At 74.2% G+C, this 18232-nt stretch carries 23 protein-coding genes; 8 read left to right on the plus strand and 15 right to left on the minus strand.

The genetic code is table 11. The features are described 5' to 3' along the window. Positions 1–7 precede the first annotated feature (7 nt). The gene (locus IEY96_RS30370) at positions 8–913 is read left to right on the plus strand and encodes a GNAT family N-acetyltransferase (RefSeq protein ID WP_189198238.1); all 906 of its coding nucleotides are present in this window, start codon (positions 8–10) and stop codon (positions 911–913) included. On the opposite strand, the gene IEY96_RS30375 is transcribed toward IEY96_RS30370, so the two are convergent. Beyond that, positions 910–1425: an O-acetyl-ADP-ribose deacetylase gene (locus IEY96_RS30375; protein ID WP_189198239.1), complete on the minus strand. Its 516-nt coding sequence runs from the start codon at positions 1423–1425 to the stop codon at positions 910–912. The genes IEY96_RS30370 and IEY96_RS30375 overlap by 4 nt on opposite strands. A gap of 1 nt (position 1426) precedes the next feature. Then, positions 1427–2221, minus strand: a complete 795-nt coding sequence (locus tag IEY96_RS30380) for an EI24 domain-containing protein (protein WP_189198240.1) — start codon at positions 2219–2221, stop codon at positions 1427–1429. Between the two features lie 64 nt (positions 2222–2285). Between IEY96_RS30380 and IEY96_RS30385 the strand changes: the two genes are divergently transcribed. Continuing rightward, complete coding sequence (locus tag IEY96_RS30385; RefSeq protein WP_189198241.1) at positions 2286–3284, plus strand: helix-turn-helix transcriptional regulator; 999 nt, start codon at positions 2286–2288, stop codon at positions 3282–3284. On the opposite strand, the gene IEY96_RS30390 is transcribed toward IEY96_RS30385, so the two are convergent. Further along, on the minus strand, positions 3275–4189 hold the full coding sequence (locus IEY96_RS30390) for an SDR family oxidoreductase (RefSeq protein ID WP_189198242.1): 915 nt from the start codon (positions 4187–4189) through the stop codon (positions 3275–3277). The genes IEY96_RS30385 and IEY96_RS30390 overlap by 10 nt on opposite strands. A gap of 77 nt (positions 4190–4266) precedes the next feature. On the opposite strand from IEY96_RS30390, the gene IEY96_RS30395 reads away from it, so the two are divergent. Beyond that, a complete protein-coding gene (locus tag IEY96_RS30395; RefSeq protein WP_189198297.1) occupies positions 4267–4935 on the plus strand; it encodes a nucleotidyltransferase domain-containing protein in 669 nt (222 codons plus the stop codon). Positions 4936–4952: 17 nt separating this feature from the next. On the opposite strand, the gene IEY96_RS30400 is transcribed toward IEY96_RS30395, so the two are convergent. The 5 genes from IEY96_RS30400 to IEY96_RS30420 form a co-directional block, all read right to left on the minus strand. Continuing rightward, on the minus strand, positions 4953–5690 hold the full coding sequence (locus IEY96_RS30400; protein ID WP_189198243.1) for an alanyl-tRNA editing protein: 738 nt from the start codon (positions 5688–5690) through the stop codon (positions 4953–4955). Positions 5691–5701: 11 nt separating this feature from the next. Beyond that, on the minus strand, positions 5702–6589 hold the full coding sequence (locus tag IEY96_RS30405; RefSeq protein WP_189198244.1) for an alpha/beta fold hydrolase: 888 nt from the start codon (positions 6587–6589) through the stop codon (positions 5702–5704). Next, positions 6586–6906, minus strand: a complete 321-nt coding sequence (locus tag IEY96_RS30410) for a DUF2516 family protein (protein ID WP_189198245.1) — start codon at positions 6904–6906, stop codon at positions 6586–6588. The genes IEY96_RS30405 and IEY96_RS30410 overlap by 4 nt, the downstream gene beginning before the upstream one ends. A 71-nt stretch (positions 6907–6977) precedes the next feature. After that, complete coding sequence (locus tag IEY96_RS30415; RefSeq protein ID WP_189198246.1) at positions 6978–7682, minus strand: hypothetical protein; 705 nt, start codon at positions 7680–7682, stop codon at positions 6978–6980. Further along, positions 7679–8299, minus strand: coding sequence for a helix-turn-helix domain-containing protein (locus tag IEY96_RS30420; RefSeq protein WP_189198247.1), 621 nt, complete (start codon positions 8297–8299; stop codon positions 7679–7681). Before IEY96_RS30420 ends, IEY96_RS30415 begins: the two co-directional genes overlap by 4 nt. Before the next feature lie 111 nt (positions 8300–8410). Between IEY96_RS30420 and IEY96_RS30425 the strand changes: the two genes are divergently transcribed. After that, positions 8411–9208 (plus strand): alpha/beta fold hydrolase, encoded by a 798-nt coding sequence (locus IEY96_RS30425; RefSeq protein WP_229791984.1) that lies wholly within the window; start codon positions 8411–8413, stop codon positions 9206–9208. Between the two features lie 14 nt (positions 9209–9222). Here IEY96_RS30425 and IEY96_RS30430 read toward each other — a convergent pair whose 3' ends face one another. From IEY96_RS30430 to IEY96_RS30445, 4 genes are all read right to left on the minus strand, one after another. Further along, positions 9223–10182 (minus strand): asparaginase, encoded by a 960-nt coding sequence (locus IEY96_RS30430; protein ID WP_189198248.1) that lies wholly within the window; start codon positions 10180–10182, stop codon positions 9223–9225. A gap of 94 nt (positions 10183–10276) precedes the next feature. Then, positions 10277–11104 (minus strand): beta-keto acid cleavage family enzyme, encoded by an 828-nt coding sequence (locus tag IEY96_RS30435; protein ID WP_189198249.1) that lies wholly within the window; start codon positions 11102–11104, stop codon positions 10277–10279. A gap of 118 nt (positions 11105–11222) precedes the next feature. Further along, positions 11223–12335: a CAF17-like 4Fe-4S cluster assembly/insertion protein YgfZ gene (ygfZ, locus tag IEY96_RS30440; protein WP_189198250.1), complete on the minus strand. Its 1113-nt coding sequence runs from the start codon at positions 12333–12335 to the stop codon at positions 11223–11225. Then, entirely contained in the window at positions 12332–12760 is a 429-nt protein-coding gene (locus IEY96_RS30445; RefSeq protein WP_107077489.1) for a Fur family transcriptional regulator, read from the minus strand. The genes ygfZ and IEY96_RS30445 overlap by 4 nt, the downstream gene beginning before the upstream one ends. A 67-nt stretch (positions 12761–12827) precedes the next feature. Here IEY96_RS30445 and IEY96_RS30450 point away from each other — a divergent pair, with 67 nt between their 5' ends. Beyond that, entirely contained in the window at positions 12828–13676 is an 849-nt protein-coding gene (locus IEY96_RS30450; RefSeq protein ID WP_189198251.1) for an aminotransferase class IV, read from the plus strand. 70 nt (positions 13677–13746) lie between these two features. Here the strand turns inward: IEY96_RS30450 and IEY96_RS30455 are convergent, their stop codons facing one another. Both IEY96_RS30455 and mtfM read right to left on the minus strand, forming a co-directional pair. Continuing rightward, positions 13747–14337: a heme-binding beta-barrel domain-containing protein gene (locus IEY96_RS30455; protein WP_189198252.1), complete on the minus strand. Its 591-nt coding sequence runs from the start codon at positions 14335–14337 to the stop codon at positions 13747–13749. Continuing rightward, positions 14331–14435, minus strand: coding sequence for a small membrane protein MtfM (gene mtfM, locus IEY96_RS33245; protein WP_046570768.1), 105 nt, complete (start codon positions 14433–14435; stop codon positions 14331–14333). The genes IEY96_RS30455 and mtfM overlap by 7 nt, the downstream gene beginning before the upstream one ends. 12 nt (positions 14436–14447) lie before the next feature. Between mtfM and IEY96_RS30460 the strand changes: the two genes are divergently transcribed. From IEY96_RS30460 to IEY96_RS30470, 3 genes are all read left to right on the plus strand, one after another. After that, positions 14448–14822, plus strand: coding sequence for a DsrE family protein (locus IEY96_RS30460; RefSeq protein WP_189198253.1), 375 nt, complete (start codon positions 14448–14450; stop codon positions 14820–14822). Between the two features lie 85 nt (positions 14823–14907). Beyond that, entirely contained in the window at positions 14908–15288 is a 381-nt protein-coding gene (locus tag IEY96_RS30465) for an SCP2 sterol-binding domain-containing protein (protein ID WP_189198254.1), read from the plus strand. After that, on the plus strand, positions 15285–17339 hold the full coding sequence (locus IEY96_RS30470; protein ID WP_189198255.1) for an amylo-alpha-1,6-glucosidase: 2055 nt from the start codon (positions 15285–15287) through the stop codon (positions 17337–17339). The genes IEY96_RS30465 and IEY96_RS30470 overlap by 4 nt, the downstream gene beginning before the upstream one ends. A gap of 9 nt (positions 17340–17348) precedes the next feature. Here IEY96_RS30470 and IEY96_RS30475 read toward each other — a convergent pair whose 3' ends face one another. Beyond that, positions 17349–18206: a hypothetical protein gene (locus IEY96_RS30475; RefSeq protein WP_189198256.1), complete on the minus strand. Its 858-nt coding sequence runs from the start codon at positions 18204–18206 to the stop codon at positions 17349–17351. Positions 18207–18232 lie beyond the last annotated feature (26 nt).

Raw genomic sequence — 18232 nt, forward strand, 5'->3', positions numbered from 1 at the left:
CGGCCGGATGACCGAGAACCTGATCCGACCCGCCCGTCCCGAGGACGCGCCCGGTGTCGTGGCGCTGCGCGGCGTCGTCCACCCGTACCTGGTGCGCGGCGTCGAGTCGACCCGACGCATGATCGCCCAGCCGCCGCCCGGTGAGGACTGGGCGGCCTGGGTGGCGGAGACGGACGGGCAGGTGGTCGGCTGGGTCTCGGCGTACCGGAACATCCAGACCTCCACGGCGAACGTCGGGGAGATCTCGACCCTGCACGTCCACCCGGCGCACCGGCTCCGGGGACTCGGCACAGCCCTCCTGGACGCCGCGCTCGCCCACCTGCGCCTGCTCGACGCGAAGCGGCTGCTCACCTGGTCCCAGCCCGGGTCCCTGCCGTTCGCTCGCCGGCACGGCTTCACACCCAGCCGGGAGCTGCGCTACTCCGCGCTCGACCTCCGGCCCGCGCCGCCGATGCCCGAGCCGCCGCCCGGCGTACGGCTGCTGCCGGCCGCCGACGTGGACCCGCGCGAGGTCCACCGGGTGGACGCCGAGTCGTCGCTGGACGAGCCGGGCGACGTGCCGACCGACGCGCTGGGCTACGACACCTGGCACCACGAGGTCTGGGACAACCTGGGGCTGGACCGGGACGCCAGCACGCTGGCCGAGGTGGACGGCACGCTGGCCGCCGTCAGCCTGGTCAAGCGGGACGGCGATCGGATGTGGTCCGACTTCACGGGCACCGTCCCGCAGCACCGGGGCCGGGGGCTGGCCCGGCTGGCGAAGCAGGCCGCCCTGCACCGGGCGGCGACATCCGGGGTACGCACCGCGTACACCTCGAACGACGAGGCGAACGCGCCGATGCTGGCGGTCAACGCCCGGCTCGGCTACCGGCCGGTGGCCAGCCAGTGGTCCTGCCTGCGCAACCTCGACTAGCGCCCGGCGGCGACCCGGACGGCCGTCGCGTAGGTGTCGGCGCCGAAGAGCACCAGCCGGGCCTCGGTGACGTTGACCGGGGTGGCCGCGTGCAGCACGGCCAGCGCCTGCGCCACCGCGTCCTCGACCGGCCAGCCGTAGACGCCGGCGGAGATCAGCGGGAACGCGACGCTCAGCGCGCCCAGGTCGTCGGCGATCCGGAGGCTGTTGGCATAGCAGTCGCGCAGCAGCGCCGACCGGTCCTCGCGCGGGGAGAAGACCGGCCCGACGGTGTGCACCACCCAACGGGCCGGCAGGTGGCCGCCGGTGGTGGCGACCGCCTGACCGGTGGGCAGGCCGTCCGGGTAGCGGGTCGCGCGCAGCGCCCGGCACTCCTCCAGGATGGGCGGTCCGCCCCTGCGGTGGATCGCGCCGTCCACGCCCCCGCCGCCGAGCAGCGAGGAGTTGGCCGCGTTGACGATCGCGTCGACCTGCTGCGCCGTGATGTCCCCCTGGATGAGGACCGTCTCCATGTCACCCCTCCTCGACGACGGACTGCCCGAGCGACCGGCGGGCCAGCAGGGTGGCCCCGGCAACAGCGGCCGGCATGACCAGCACCGCGCCGAGCGGTATCAGGAAGCAGAGGAAGACCGCCACTCCGAAACCCAGGGTGGTCGGCCGGTCCGCCCGGAGCAACGACCGCCGCTCCGGCAGCCGCATGCCGCGCCGGTAGAACGGCGCGCCGACCAGCTCAAGGGCGAGGAACCAGCCGCCCACCAGGGCGCCGACCACCGGGACCACCGTCTGCCCGACCAGCGGGATGAAGCCGGCCACGAAGAGGGGTACGCCCACCAGCGCGGAGATGGCCACCAGGCGCAGCGAGTCCAGGATGCTGCGGCGCAGCGAGGCCCAGAACGGCACCTCGACGGCCCCGGGCGTGCCGCCGAGGCGCTCCTCGACCCGCTCGGAGATCTTCTCGTAGAACGGGTCGCCGACGGCCAGCGTGACCGCCGTGAAGGTGAGCACACCGAGCAGGCCGGCCAGCCCGACGACGGCCAGGCCGGCCGCCACCCGGATCAGGCTCCGCCAGGTCTGCGACCAGTCGTCCGCGAACGGGGTGACCAGCGCGGCCAGGTCGTCCACGAAGTACAGGAGGGTGGCGAACAGGGCCACGAAGAGCACGCCGGAGATCAGCGCCGGCACGATCCCGAGCAGCATCAGCCCCGGGCTGCGGACGTAGAGGCCGAGACCGCGCAGCAGCAGGCCGGCGCCGGCGAGGAAACGGGTGACGGCGCCGGTCACGGGCGCGGCGAGGCGGGGTGCGTCCACGACCGGAGAGCCTAGTGGTCGCCCGCATCCCGGCCCGGTCCCGCGCCGGAGGGAGGATGGGCGGGTGCGCGCTTCCCGGCTGATCTCGTTGGTGCTGCTGCTCCAGGCGCGGGAGACGATGACCGCGGCCGAGCTGGCCCGCGAGCTGGAGGTCTCTGAGCGCACCGTCTACCGGGACGTGCTGGCGCTTTCCGCGGCCGGGGTGCCGGTGTACGCCGACCGGGGCCGCGCCGGCGGCTACCGCCTGCTCGGCGGCTACCGGACCCGGCTGACCGGGCTGACCCGGGACGAGGCCGAGGCGCTCTTCCTGGCCGGGCTGCCCGGGCCGGCCGGGGAGATGGGGCTGGCCGACGCGGTGGCCGCCGCCGAACTGAAGGTGCTCGCCGCGCTGCCGCCGAGCCTGCGGGACGCGCCCGCCCGGACCGGCCAGCGGTTCCATCTGGACGTGCCGGGCTGGTTCCGCGAGGCCGGCCCGCCCCCGTGGCTGACCGAGCTGGCCCGGGCGGTCTGGCGGGACCTGCTGGTCGAGCTGCGCTACCGGCGCGGTGACCGCGAGGTGACCCGCGCGGTCGCGCCGTACGGGCTGGTGCTGAAGAACAGCGTCTGGTACCTGGTCGGGCGGGTCGGCGACGGGTGGCGGACGTACCGGGTGGACCGGGTGGTCGGCGTGGAGGTGGGCGGGGAGAGCTTCGTCCGGGACGAGGGCTTCGACCTCGGGGCGTACTGGCGGGAGCAGGCCGAGGCGTTCCTGCGGGACATGCTCCGGGCCGAGGTCACCGTGCGGCTCAGCCCGGCCGGGCTGCGCGGGCTGCGGCACCTGGTCGACGCGCCGTTCGTTCACGCCGAGGCGGTCGCCGCCGCCGGACCGCCCGACGGGCAGGGCCGGGTGGTGCTCCGGCTGCCCGTCGAGTCGGTCGAGGTGGCGTACGGCCAACTGCTGGCGCTCGGTCCCGAGGTGGAGGTGCTCGACCCGCCCGAGCTGCGGGCCCGCTGCGCCGCGGCGGCCCGCCGCGCCGCAGCGCTCTACGCCGACGACGCCGACGCCGACGCCGGTCAGCGGTAGCCGGTGTCGTCGGCCGGCTTGCCGGGCCGGACCACCTCCTCGTAGTAGCGCGCCCAGTGCGGGCGGGTGCCGTCGAGGTCGGTGAAGCCGTACACCTGGGCCAGCCCGCCGCTGTCCACGGACTTCCCGTTCCAGCGGGCCCGGTCCGGATCGGCGGCCAGGGCGGCCACCGCGCGCCCGACGAGGGCCGGCGTCTCCGACATGACGAAGTGCGGGTCCTTCGCCGCGCCGTCGCGCCAGTTGGCCTCGGTGACGCCGAAGTGCTCCAGCATCGCCTCCGAACGCAGCCAGCCGGGCGTGAGCGCGACCGCCGTGGCGCCGTGCGGGGCCAGTTCGTGCGCCTGGCTGAAGGCGAGCCGGTTCACCGAGACCTTGGCCAGGTCGTAGAAGACCGAGAGCCGGTACTCGGTGTCGTTGTACTCCTTGGTCCCGTCGCCGATCTCCACCACCAGCCCTCCGGGGTGGCGGATCAGCAGCGGCAGCGCGAAGTGGCTGGTGATGATGTGGGTGTCGACGGCCAGCCGGAGCGTGCGGAAGCCGGCGTCGAGGGGCTGCTCCCAGACCGGCTTCTCCCAGGTGATCAGCGGGTCGGCGCCCCAGATGTCGTTGACCAGCACGTCGAGGCGGCCCTGCTCGGCGTCGATCCGCGCGACGAGGCGACGGACCTGCTCGGGGTCGAGGTGGTCGACGGCGACGGCGATGCCGGTGCCGCCCGCGGCGGTCACCAGCTCGGCGGTCTCCTCGATGGTCTCCGGCCGGTCCATCTCGGAGCGGCGCGCGCGGGTGGAGCGGCCGGTGGCGTAGACGGTGGCCCCGGCGGCGCCGAGCTGGACGGCGATCTGCCGGCCGGCGCCCCGGGTCGCGCCGGCGACGAGCGCGATCTTCCCTGTCAGCGGTGTGGTCATGCCACCACCGTGACACCGATACCTGACGGCCGAAGTCCGGTTTTCCGAAGCGATCCGGATCGGCCATCATGGCCCGCATGCACCTGCTGCTCTCCGGGATCGTCGGCTCGGTCGCGTACGGGCTGGCCGGGCCGGACTCGGACGTGGACCGGATCGGCGTCTTCGCCGCGCCAACGGTCGCCTTCCACGGCCTGCACCCGCCCCGGGAGTCCGTGGTGACGACGGATCCCGACGTGACCCTGCACGAGTGCGCGAAGTACGCCCGCCTCGCGCTGAGCGGGAACCCGACCGCCACCGAGCTCATGTGGCTGCCCGACGAGTGCTACGAGACCCGCACCGAATTCGGGGAACGGCTCATCGGCATCCGCGGCGGGTTCCTCAGCGCGCCCCGGGTCCGGGACGCCTACCTCGGCTACGCGAGCCAGCAGTTCCGCAAGCTGACCACCCGCGACTCCTCCGTCGGTGGCCGGCGGCGGTCGGCGAAGCACGCCCGGCACCTGGCCCGGCTGCTGCACCAGGGCCGGGTGCTCTACGCGACCGGCGTGCTGGAGATCCGGCTGGCCGACCCGGAGTGGTTCCGGGCGTTCGGCGAGCGGGTGGCCGGTGGCGCGCTGGCCGAGGCGGAGGAGCTGGTGGCGGCTGCCGAGCGGGACTTCGACCGGATCCGCACCCCGCTGCCGGAGCGCCCGGACGAGGAGACCGTGGAGCGGTGGCTGCTCGACGTCCGGGCGGCATTCCTGCCCTGACCCGGCACGGCTCGACCTCAGTCGACCAGGCGGACGCGTACCCGGCGGTTGGCGCGGCCCTTGCTCTCCACCTTGACCACCTGGACCTTGCCGATCTGTGCGGTGGAGGCGACGTGGGTGCCGCCGTCGGCCTGCACGTCCAGCCCCACGATGTCGACGATCCGCACCTCCTGCTCCTCCGGCGGGATCAGGTTGGACTGGGTGCGGATGATGTCCGGCAGGGCCAGCGCCTCCGCCCGGGGCAGCACCCGGACGGCGACCGACCGGTCCGCGGCCACCTCGGCGTTGACCAGATCCTCGATCCGGGCCTTGAAGTCCGGCGGCACCTCGGGGAGGTTGAAGTCCATCCGGGCCTCGCCCGGTTCCATGTTGCCGCCGGTGACCAGCGCGCCGAAGTCGCGGAACACCACGCCGCAGAGCACGTGCAGGCCGGAGTGGGTGCGCATGAGCATGGTCCGCCGGGTGTCCTCGACCGCGCCGGTGACGGCGGTGCCGACCGGCGGCACCGGGTCACCCTCGGCCGGGACGAGCCAGAGGTCGTCGCCCTTGCGGGTGCCCACGATCCGGGTCTGCACGCCCTGCCAGAGCAGCACCCCGTGGTCCGGCGGCTGTCCGCCGCCGCCCGGGTAGAAGGCCGACCGGTCCAGCACGATGCCCTGCTCGGGAGCGGCCGCCAGCACCGTGCACGTCCACTCCCGCAGGGTGGGGTCGGCGAGGTCGAGTCGGTGCGTACGGCCGTGGTGTGTGACGCCCATGACCGCCGACGTTACCCGTTGAGGAACGTCGAGATCCGCTCCCGCAGGTCGGCGCGTTCCGTCCAGAGCACGCCGGGCCGGTCGTACACGTGCAGGGTGGCCCCGGGAAGCGCGGCGGCCAACTGCTCGGCGACGGCGACGGGGTGCAGGTCGTCGCCCGCGCACCCGATCACCAGGGCCGGCGCGGTGACCGCGGCGAGCGCCCCGGCGTCGCGCAGCGGGGCCTGCTCGGGCAGGCTCGCCAGGCCCGGCGCGAGCCCGTCGCGGAGCAGTTGGTCGAGCCGCTGCCGCAGGTAGGCCCAGCCGGCCGGGGTGTTGCGGACCGAGGGCGGCAGCTCCAGCGACACCACGTCGGCCAGCGCGGAGGCGTCCCCGTCGGCCACGGCGTCGAGCAGGTCGGTGAGCCGGGTGCGGGCCACCTCGCCGCGCGGGGTGTCCAGCACGGCCGGCAGGAAGAAGACCAACTTCTCGAAGCGTTCCGGGCTCTCGACGAGCAGCCGGCAGAGCGCGCCGGCGCCGAGGCTGGCCCCGAAGGCCCGGGTGGCGCCGCCGAGGTCGGCGACGGCCCGCAGGTCACGGGCCAGGTCGAGGTAGCTCCACGGGCCGGGCGGCGAGTCGGAGCGGCCGTGCCCGCGGAACTGGAAGAAGAGCCGCCGGCCGGTGACGCCGCTGCCGAAGGGGCGGGTGGTGGCGATGCCGTTGCCCAGCCCGTGCGCGAACACCGTGACCGGGTCACCGGTGCCGGTGACCAGCCGCTCCAGGCGTACGCCGTGCGGGGTGGTGACCAGCTCGGTCTCCGGCTCGGGCAGGGCCGGCCGGCCGGTGCGGGGCGCGCCGGGGCCGGGACCCCAGGTGCGGGGACCGCCGTCCGGCGGTGGTGGCCAGCGGAAGCTTCTCACCAGAAGCCCCGGCCGTCGTGCAGGTCGCGCAGCCCGACCCGGACGTCCAGCAGGTAGATCAGCGCCGCGGCGATACCGATCAGACCGAAGATGCTGATCACGCCCCCGCCGACACCGAGCAGGGTGAGCAGCATGCAGACCAGCAGGATGGCGATCCAGCCACCCTTGGGGAGGGTGCCGATGGCCGCGAAGGCGTCGGATCGTTGGGTGATCGCGTGCACCAGGGAGACGGCCTCGATCACCAGGGCGAAGACGAGCAGGATCAGCTCGATCACGAAACGGACTTCGAGGTAGAAGAGCGGCGCGGCGTAGGCCATGTCGGCAAGCTTATGCCGAGACCCCGGAAACGTCCGACAGGACGCCGTCCGGGGTCTCGGTCAGGCTCGACTCACTCGGCGGCCGGGCGGGTCCGCTTCGCGGTCTTCGGCAGCTTCGCCGAGGGGGTGGCCTTGGTCGCGGTCGCCTTGGCGGTGGTGGCCTTGGCCCGGGTCCGCTTCACGGCGGCGGGCCGGGCCTCGACGACCTCGGCCACCTCGGCCGGGGTGGGCACCTCGGCCGGCGCGGCGGGCGTGGGCACTGCGGCCGGAGCGGCCGGGGTGGTGTCGGCCTCGGTCGCCTCGATGTCGGCGTTCACCGTGTCGGCGGCCTCCAGGACGCCCGCGCCGACGACCCGCTCACCGCGGGCGACCAGCTCGGCGTACGCGGCCAGGGCGCGCTCCTGCGCGGCCTGGGCGCCGGCCAGCACGGCGGCGGCGTTGCGGCCGGCCGCCTCGCGCAGCTTGTCGAGGTTGGCGGCCTCCCGGAGCTTGTCCAGGTTGGCGGCCTCGCGCAGCTTGTCCAGGTCGAGGTCGCCCGAGCCGGCCTTCTCCCGCAGCCCGGTGGCGGTCAGGTTGGCGGTCTTCAGCGTCTCGGTGGCCTTCTGGCGCAGCTCGAAGCCGGTGACGACGGCCTTGCCACCGAGGTCGGCGACGACCCGGGTGCCGAGGTCGCTGACCACGGTGGGGAGCTTGCGCAGCTGCTGGAGGGCCAGCTCGCCGGCGCCGGCGGCGGCGTAGACGGGGGCGGGGATGCGGTTGGTCTTCGGCTGGGTCATGACTGCTCCTCTTCGGCCGCGCCGGCGGCCTTCCGGACCACCTTGCGGGCGGTCTTCTTCTGGGGGACGGCGGTGGTCGGGGCGGGCGCGGAGCCCGCCTCGGTGACGGCGACCGACTCGAGGACCGCCTCGGTCGGGGTGCCGTCCGGCGTCGTGGGGCCGGTCGCGGCCGGCGCGACGGTGGCCGGGGCCTCCGGCGCGGTGGCGGGCTCGACCGGCGGGGCCGGTTCGGCCGGTTCGGTGGCCGCCTGGGCCGTCGCGGTCGCCTCGGCGAGGCGCGCGTTCTCCCGGCGGAACGTCTCGTAGATCTGGGTGAGCGACTGCTTCTGGGCCATGGTCAGCTCGGGGTCGACGGCGATCGCCGCGAGCACGCCCTGCCCCTCCTTGTCGTCCAGCAGCCCGGCCCGCAGGTACATGGCCGGGGTGGAGACGCGCAGGGCGCTGGCGAGCTGCTGGAGCACCTCGGCGCTGGGCTTGCGCAGGCCGCGCTCGATCTGGCTCAGGTACGGGTTGCTGACGCCGGCCTGCTCGGCGAGCTGGCGCAGCGAGATCTTCGCATTGCGGCGCAGGTCGCGAATGAACCCGCCGACGTCGGGAAGGTCCTTGCTGGTGGCCATGACTCCACGCTAGCTCCCGGTGCTAGCTGCTGCAAGCAAAGTGCTAGCCGGAGTTAGCGAAGTCACCCATAGCCGGTTGCGCGCCGGCTGTCGCGTCCGTACGGTTCCCCTGTGATCAAGATCGAAGTCAACGGTGCCTCGCTCGCGTACGACGAGGCCGGCAGCGGCAGCCCGGTGGTGCTGCTGCACGCCGGCATCGCCGACCGGCGGATGTGGCGGAACCAGCTGCCCGCGCTCGCCGCCCGGCACCGGGTCATCGCCGTCGACCTGCGCGGTTACGGCGACTCCGAGCTGCCACCCGCCCCGTTCGCGCACCACGACGACGTGATCGGACTGCTCGACGCGCTGGGCGTCGCGCAGGCCGCCCTGGTGGGCTGCTCGTTCGGCGGCAAGGTGGCGGTGGACACCGCGTTGGCGTACCCGGACCGGGTGGCCGCGCTGGCCCTCTTCGGCGCCCCGGTCTCCGGCAACGAGTGGTCCGAGGAGACCGAGCGGCTCTGGGAGGAGCTGGTCGGCGACGTGGACCCGGAGGACTTCGCGGCGACCGCGGCCGGCGAGGTGCGGTTCTGGGTGGTCGGCCCGACCCGCGAGCCGGCCGACGTCGACCCGGAGCTGATCCGGTTCGCCGAGGAGCTGGACCGCCGGGCGCTCGCCGCCGAGCAGGCGCTCAGCGCGGTCGAGGCCGGCGAGCTCGACCCACCGGCGATCGATCGGCTGGCCGAGCTGCGGATGCCGGTGCTGGCGGCCGCGGGCGCGGACGACCTGGCCGACATCCGCCGGCTGGCCGACCGGATCGCCGCCGAGGCCCCGCAGGGCGTGCGGCTCCCGGACGTCCCGAACGCCGCCCACCTGCTCCCGCTGGAGCGCCCCGAACCGGTCAACGCCGCGTTGCTCGACTTCCTCCCCTGACGAGTCGCTGCGGGCTACCAGACCGGGCGGACCGCGCCTACCGGGAGGCCCCCGCCGAGCAGTGGGATCTCGGCGTACTCGGTCAGGACCGGGGCCTCTACGCCCAGCCGGCGCAGCGCCGACACGAGCACCGGCATCCGGGGCCGGCCCGCGCCGTCGTCGATCTTGAGGGCGACGGCGCCGAACCCGGGCACCGCCGCCGCGATCACGCCCTCCGCGCCGACCTTGGCCAGCAGCCCGGGTACGCCCCGCATCAGCCGGGTGTCGTCGGCCTGGGTGCCCCCGACCAGCTCCGGGTACGCGCGCATGGCGTCGGCCACGGTCCGCTCGACGGTGCCCGGCTCGGCGGAGACCAGCCGCAGGAAGGCCCGCGCCAGCCCGGTCAGCGAGACGGCGAGCACCGGCGCGCCGCAGCCGTCCACCCCGACGGCCGCCGCCTTCTCCCCGGTGAACTCCTCGATCGCGGCGGTGAGCCGCTGCTGGAGCGGGTGCTCGGGGCGCCAGTAGCCGTCCAGCGGCCACCCGGCGGCCAGGCAGGTGAGCAGCATCCCGGTGTGCTTGCCGGAGCAGTTCATCAGGGTCCGGGTCGGCCCGCCCCCGGCACGCAGCACCGCCTCCCGGGCCGCCTCGCCGACCGGCAGGTCCGGCGGGCAGTGCAGCGCCTCCCCGGTCAGGCCGGCGCCGCGCAGCAGAGCGGTGACCCGCTCGACGTGGAACTCCTCGCCGGCGTGGCTCGCCGAGACCAGCGCCACGTCGGCCGGGTCGGTCAGCGGCAGGCCGGCCCGGAGCATCCCGATCGCCTGCATCGGCTTGTTGGACGACCGGGGGAAGATCGGCGAGGTGACGTCCCCCGCCCCGGACACCGGCGCGCCGGCGGCGTCGAGCACCACCACGGAACCACGGTGGACGCCCTCCACGAACCCGGACCGGACCACCTCGGCGAGCGGCACGCCGCCCTCGTACGTCTTTCCCACGGAGTGGACGGTACCGAGGGGCCCGGCGGGCCCGGCACCGGGGTGACCAGCGGCGTCGGCCGCCGACGTACAGGGGTGCCGGGCGGATCGTGGCTTACAGGCCGAGCAGCGCCCGGGCCTCGGTGGTGGTCAGCGGCGGACGCTGGGCGAGCTGGGCGAAGCCGACCGCGCGGGCGACCAGTTGCATGTTCGACTCGACCGGGCGGCCCTTGGCGTAGGTGACGGTGTCCTCCATGCCGACCCGGAGGTGACCGCCGGCCGAGAGCGAGGCCAGCATCACGGGGATGGTGCTGCGGCCGATGCCGGTGGCCGAGAACGTGGTGCCCTCGGGCAGGTCGCGCAGCATCTGCTGGGCGGCGACCAGGGTGGCCGTGGTGCCCGGCATGCCGCCCGGCACGCCCATCACGAAGTCGACGTGCACGTGCCCGCCGTGCGGCAGGCCGTACTTGCCGAGCAGGCGCTGGAGCGCGGTGAGGTGGCCGAGGTCGAAGATCTCGTACTCGGGGACGACGCCCCGCTCCTGCATCCGGGTGTGCAGGTCGACGATGAACTCCCAGCGGTTGAGGAACACGTCGTCGCCGAAGTTGACCGTGCCCATGGTGCAGGAGGCCATGTCCGGGCCGGCGTCGAGCACGGCCAGCCGGGCGGACTCCGGGTCGGTCACCGCGCCGCCGGAGGAGAGCTGCACGATCAGGTCGGTGCTCTGCCGCAGCGCCGCCACGGTCTCCCGCAGCCGGCCCTGGTCGAGGGTCGGCTTCGCCTCGTCGTCGCGGATGTGGACGTGGATCACGGCGGCGCCGAGCGCCTCGCACTCCTTGGCGGTCAGCAGCAGCTCGTCCAGGGTCACCGGCAGTGCCGGCACCTCCGCCTTGGCCGACTCCGCGCCGGTGGGGGCAACCGTGATCAACGTCCCTGTGGTCATGCCCGGATCCTAGACCGCCGACTGCCCTCCGGTCGACAGCCGGATCGCAGCAGGATCAGCCGCACCCGCCGCCGGACGCGGGAAAGTTTCCGCTTCAGGCCCGCCGGGACAACAGCCCTTACGCCGGATCGATGGCGGCGGCCGTCTCCCCCACCATCAGGCGGGCGTCGTCGGCGACGTTCCGCTTGACCACGGCCAGGGCGATCTGACCCAGCTCGAAGTGGTGCACCGCGGTGCCGACGAAGCCGACCGTCCGGCCGTCGAGGGTCACCGGCGTGCCCGCGGCCGGGGGCTGGTCGGTGGTCACCCCGTCCAGGTGCAACAGGGCGAGCCGGCGCGGCGGCTTGCCCAGGTTGTGCACCCGGGCCACCGTCTCCTGCCCGCGGTAGCAGCCCTTGTCCAGGTGTACGGCCGAGCCGATCAGGCCCACCTCGGCGGGGATGGTCCGGTGGTCGGTGTCCACCCCGGCCCGGGCCTGCCGGGCGGCCACCCGCACCGCCTCGTACGCCCACAGCCCGGCCACCGGCACGCCGGCGCCGCGCAGTTCGTCGACCACCCCGGCCATGGCCGGGCGAGGCACCAGCAGGTCGACGCCGAGCGCCACCCGCCGGGCCCAGCCGCCGACGGCCAGCGGCTTCACGTCGTACACCACGGAGGGCCGGGACGGCAGCTCGCCGGAGCGGAACTTCGGACCCGGCACCGCGACCACGTCCGGCGCGGCCAGTCCGCTGACCCCGAGGGTGTCGAGCGCGTCGGCGGCCTCGGGCCCGACCAGCGAGAGCAGCGCGTGGTCGGCCGTGGCGTCGCGCGGGTCGACCTTGCTGAAGAACCGCATCCTCTCCAGGTAGGACAGGAGACCGCCGGTCATCCCGGGCTCGGTGTCCAGCCAGGTGGTCTCGCCGTCCTCGGCGACCATGGCGTGCTGCTCGACGTGCCCGTGCGGGGAGAGCACCAGCAGCTCGGTGCCCTGCCACGGGCGCAGCGCGGCGAGGTGCTGGCTGGTCAGCGTGTGCAGCCAGGTCATCCGCTCCTCGCCCGGCACCGCGATGACGCCCCGGTGCGAGCGGTCGACCAGGCCGACGCCGGTGGCCAGGGTGCGCTGCTCGCGCATCGGGTCGCCGTAGTGGGCGGCCACCGGCCCGACCCCGGCCGCCCGGTGGACCGGCTCGGGCTGGTCCCGGGTCTCCTCGTCGATAGCCTCGGCGGCCACCGCTCCCGCGATGTCGATCATTGGCGCTCCCCGTCCTCGCACTGGCCGCAGACGCCGAAGAGCGCCACGTGCCCGATGTCGACCTGGAATCCCCGCTGCGCGGCCAACTGCTCGGCGAGCGGCCGGAGCAGCTCGGGGTCGATCTCGTCGATCGCGCCGCACTCCCGGCAGACCAGGTGTACGTGCTGGTGCTCACCCGCCGCGTGGTAGGTCGGCGAGCCGTGCGACAGGTGGGTGTGGGTCACCAGGCCCAGCCGTTCCAGCAGCTCCAGCGTGCGGTAGATGGTGGTGATGTTGACCCCGGCGGCCACCTCGCGCACCGCCGTGTGCACCTGCTCCGGCGTGGCGTGCCCCAGGTCCAGGACAGCCTGGAGGACCAGCTGCCGCTGCGCCGTCAGCCGCAGCCCACGGGAGCGGAGCAGTTCCGCCAGGGAGGATTCGGACACCGTCCGATCATAGTTCGGCCGCCGCGCCGGTCCGCCCGCCGCCGGGGTACGCCACTACGCTGCGCTCGTGGTGGCGACGCGGGTGGCCGTGCCGGGCCGGGGTGTCGTACCGGCCGGCGAGGCGGTGCTGCGCGGCGACGACCGGGGCGTGCTGCACGGCGACGGCCTCTTCGAGACTCTGCACCTGCGCGGCGGGCAGCCGTGGCTGCTCGACGCCCACCTGGCTCGGCTGCGGGCCGGCGCGGCCGTGATCGGGCTGGCCCTGCCCCCCACCGACGTGCTGGTCGAGCTGCTCGACACGGTCCGCGCGGGCTGGCCGCCGGAGGTCGAGGGCGCGCTGCGGCTGGTCTGCACCCGGGGGCCGGAGGGCGGCGGGCCGGCCACGATCTACGCCACGCTGGGCGAGGTACCGGCGGCCGCGCGGCGGGCCCGGCGGGACGGGGTGACGGTCGCCACCCTGCCGCTCGGGGTGGCCGCCCGGTCCCGCCCCGAGCTGGGCTGGCTGCCGGCCGGTGTGAAGTCCACCTCGTACGCGGTCAGCACCGCCGCCCGCCGCTGGGCGGAGCGGGCCGGCGTGGACGACGTGCTGTGGGTCTCCACCGACGGCTACGTGCTGGAGGCGCCGACCGCGAACGTGGTCTGGCTGACCGGCACGGCGCTGTGCACGGTGCCGGCGGCGCAGACCGGCATCCTCCCCGGCGTCACCGCCACCTGGCTCCTCGACCACGCCCACGAGCTGGGCCTCCAGCCCGAGGAACGCCTACCGACCCCGACCGACCTCCACAAGGCCGACGCCATCTGGCTCACGTCGTCCCTCCGCGGCCTGGCAGAGATCCGATCCCTCGACAAATCTCCCCGCCCCCACTCCCCGGTGACCGCACCCCTCCTCACCCTCCTGGGCTTCGAGGCGCGTTGATCAAGAAGTTTGCGTCTGCCGGGGCCGGATTCCTGACGCAAACTTCTTGATCAGCGGGGTGAAGGGGGGGTCAGCCGGCCACGCGCGTCAGGCGGGCGGACAGGTGGGGGCTCAGGGGGTGGCCTACGGCGGCCATTTCCTGGGCGTAGAGGAGGGCGCCCTCGACGATGCCGAAGAGGCGGGCGCCGGCCGTGACCTCCTTGGCCGTGGCCGTGCGGACGACCGCGTCGGTGACGAACTCGATCTGGGTGCCCTTGCGCTTGCCGATGTGCAGCTCCATCACGCCGGTGGGCGTGGTCATCAGCGCTTCCAGCTCGTCGGTGACCCGGTCGCCGTCCAGCACCGGACGCCACCAGCCCACCTCACGGCCGGCCGGGCGGACCGGGCGGCTCTGCTCGTCCAGGATCCAGGCGCGGGACTCGTAGAACAGGAACGGCCGGCCGTCGTGGCTGATCCGGATCTCCTGCGCGAAGTCGAAGTCCTCGATGGTGGGGAACCCGCCGCGACCCCGCCCGCGCCACACCCCGATGTACGGAAGCAGGCCGTCCAGGCTCCGGTGCAGCTTCGGGCCGACGCGCAGGTCGTGGCTCTCCTCGTACGGGTACGGGTCGACCGGCGGCGCGTTCAGCCACGGCGGCTGGAGCGGGTTCTCGCTCACCATTTTCCTCTCGAGATGCGAACAGCGAGGTAGACGAGGCCACCGGCGAGCGCGCCCAGGCCGGCGACCAGCAGGCTGACGAACCCGATCTCGGTAACCATCCCGGCCATCCTATGCTGGGCGTCATGGCCCGCACTCTCGTCGTCAAGGCCACCGCCGGCGCGGACGCCCCGGAGCGCTGCGCGCAGGCCTTCACCGTCGCCGCCACCGCGGCCGCCGCCGGGGTCGACGTGTCGCTCTGGCTCACCGGCGAATCGACCTGGTTCGCGCTGCCCGGGCGGGCGCAGGACTTCGAACTCCCGCACTCCGCGCCGCTGGCCGAGCTGCTGCACGTCGTCCTGACCACCGGCAAGGTGACCGCCTGTACCCAGTGCGCGGCCCGCCGGGACATCGGCCAGGACGACGTCATTCCCGGCGTACGGATCGCCGGGGCCGCGGTCTTCGTCGAGGAGGCGATGACCGAGGGCGCCCAGGCCCTGGTCTACTGACCCATCGGACCGCGCGGCGAATGTCCGTTCCGCGTGGACTGCCGATCCTGGCCCGACATGTCCGGTCGCTGCCTACGATTCGATTGTGGGTGAGGCGATCGAGCGGTTCTTCGGGTCCCTGCCGGCGCGGGCCCCGGCGGTACTGCGCGGCCCGACCCGTGGCCGCCTCCAGATCGACCTGACCACCGGCAACCGCACCGAGCATTGGTACCTGGAGCTGGCGCCCGCGGCGGTCCGGGTGACCCGGGAGCAACTGCCCGCGGACGCCATCTTCACGGTCAGCGCCGAGCTGTTCGAGGATCTGGCTACCGGCCGGCAGGCCGGCATGGCGGCGGTGCTGCGCAACGAGGCCACGTTCAGCGGCAACGTGGTGCTGTTTCTGGTGTTCCGGCGGTTCTTCCCCGACCCGCCCGGCGTCCGGGACCCCCGGGAGACCGCCCGGGAACACGTCCGGCGGTCGGGATGAAGGAACGCGTCAGCATCCTGGACGGCAACACCTTCCTGGTCAGCGACCGGCGCGGTGACATCGAGCCGTCGTTCGACTTCCCCACCGGGCTCTTCTCCTTCGACACCCGGTTCATCTCCACCTGGCTGCTCACCCTCAACGGGGAGCGGCTGCACCCGCTCTCGATCGACGACTCGATGTCGTACCGAACCCGGTTCTTCCTGGTCCCCGGCGAGCCGACGCACTACCTGGACGCCAAGGTCTCCGTGATCCGCAGCCGGTCGATCGGCGGCAGCTTCGACGAGGAGCTGACCCTGCTCAACCACTCCGGCCAGGAGGTGGAGTTCACCCTCCGGCTGGATATCGGCTCCGACTTCGCCGACCTGTTCGAGATCAAGCACCAGCGGCAGAAGAAGGGGCGCACCACGCCCACGGTCAGCGGCGACCGGCTGCGGCTCACCTACCGCCGGGAGGGGTTCCACCGTGAGGCGGTGGTGACCAGCACCGCGCCCGCCGACTTCGACCGGGAGGGGCTGACCTTCCAGCTGCGGGTCGGCCCGCACGGCGAGTGGACCACCCAGCTGCACGTGGAAACGATGATCTTCGGGGCGCGGGGGGAGGACATCCGCGCCACCCTGCCGCTCGGCGGGCACCGCTCGGTCGCGGCCATCCACGCCGAGCAGAACGAGGTGATCGAGCGGGCCCCGAAGCTGGGCTGCGACTGCCAGCCGCTGGCCGGGGCGTACCGGCGCAGCCTGAACGACCTGGCCGCCCTCCGGTACGAGTCGATCGCGCTGGGCGTACGCCTGCTCGCCGCCGGCCTGCCCTGGTTCATGACCCTGTTCGGGCGGGACAGCATCTTCACCTCGCTCCAGGTGCTGCCGTTCCTGCCCGAGCTGGTCCCGCCGACCATCCTCATGCTGGCCGGCCTCCAGGGCAGCCGGCTGGACGACTTCCGGGACGAGGAGCCCGGCAAGATCCTGCACGAACTGCGCTACGGCGAGACCTCCGGCTTCCAGGAGCAGCCGCACTCCCCGTACTACGGCTCGGCCGACACCACCGCGCTCTTCGTGATCCTGCTCGACGAGTACGAGCGGTGGACCGGGGACGCGAAGCTGGTCCGGCAGCTTGAGCAGGAGGCCCGGGGGGCGCTGGAGTGGCTCGACTCCTACGGCGACCTGCTCGGCACCGGCTACGTCTGGTACATGACCCGCAACCCGGAGACCGGCCTGCAGAACCAGTGCTGGAAGGACTCCTGGGACTCGATCTCCTACTCCGACGGCCGGCTGCCGCCGTTCCCCCGGGCCACCTGCGAACTCCAGGGCTACGCGTACGACGCCAAGCTGCGCGGCGCCCGGCTGGCCCGCGAGCACTGGAACGACCCGGCGTACGCCGACCGGCTGGAGCGCGAGGCGGCGGCGCTGAAGGAACGGTTCAACCGGGACTTCTGGATCCCGGAGCGGGAGTACTTCGCGCTCGCCCTGGACCCGGACGGGCGGCACGTGGACGCGCTCTCCTCCAACATCGGGCACCTGCTCTGGAGCGGCATCGTCGACGAGTCCCGGGCGGCGGCAGTCGCCGAGCAGCTGCTCGGGCCTCGGCTCTTCTCCGGCTGGGGGGTGCGGACCCTCGCCGACGACCAGGGCCGGTACAACCCGATCGGTTACCACGTCGGCACGGTCTGGCCGTTCGACAACTCGATCATCGCGTGGGGCCTGTGGAAGTACGGCTTCCGGGAGGAGGCCGGGCAGATCTGCGACGCGATGCTGAGCGCGTCCCGCTACTTCGACGGGCGGCTACCGGAGGCGTTCGCCGGCTACGAGCGGGGTCTCACCGACTATCCGGTGGAGTACCCCACCGCGTGCAGCCCGCAGGCGTGGTCGGCGGGCACCCCGCTGCTGCTGCTGCGGGTGATGCTCGGCCTGGAGCCGCAGGGCGAGCACCTGATCATCGATCCCGCCGTCCCGAACGGGATGGGCCGGGTCGAGCTGCTGGACATCCCCGGCCGGTGGGGCCGGGTGGACGCCCTGGGCCGCAGCCGCACGCCGCACGACCACCGCCGCGAGCACTGACCGCGCGGGTCAGCAGGTGGTGGTGACCGCCACCCGGACCCGGTCGTCGACCCGCTCGGCCAGCACCGCGAAGCTGCCCCGCAGGGCGTACTCCTCGGTGGTGTCGCGGAGCACCGGGGAGCCGCCGGCGGTGTCCCGGAAGGCCGCCGCCAGCGGCGATCCGGTCGGCCCGCCGGCCGTCTCGGCCCGGGCCGTGCGGGCCGTGCCGCCCCCCGGGCAGGGTGCCACAAGAACCCGGACCGGGCCGGCCGCACCGCCCCAGTGGCGCGCGGCCCGTTGCGCCTCCGCGGTCTCGGCGACCGCGTCGGCCGCCGGGGCCCGGTAGCCCGCACCGACCGGCCGGCAGCCGGTGGCCACGGTGAGCAGCACCCGGCCGGGCCCGCCGGGCCGGCCCTCGACCGCCACGAACTCCCCGGCGTCGGCGCGCAGCAAGGGCTCGCCGTCGTACGTGGAGACGCCCGCCCGCCAGTGCGGCGGCAGCCGGTCGGCCACCCGCTGGAGCATCTGGCGTACGTCGTCACCGGCCAGCACGACCTCCACGCCGCGCTCCAATTCGGCGCCGTCGTCCAGCGGGGTGACCCGGCAGCCCCGCTCGATCCGGTCCGGCAGGAGCGCGGGCACCCCGTCCCGCCCCACCGCGGCGGTCAACCGGCCGAGCGCCCGGTCCACCACGGGGCCGGCCTGGTCCAGCGAGCGCTGCTCCTTCACGGTCGGCGGGTCGTGCCGCACCGACCACCAGGTCAGCCCGGCGAGCAGCACCGCCCACGCCACCGTGGCGGCCACCAGCCAGCGCAGCCATCGCCGGCCGGGGGCCGGCTGGTCGGGACGGGTCGGCGGGGCGTATCCCGCCTGGACGGCACCACTCACCGGGCCATGGTGTCACGCGGCGACGA

This window comes from Micromonospora fulviviridis, from assembly GCF_014648395.1.
In the GTDB taxonomy this organism is placed as follows: domain Bacteria; phylum Actinomycetota; class Actinomycetes; order Mycobacteriales; family Micromonosporaceae; genus Micromonospora; species Micromonospora fulviviridis.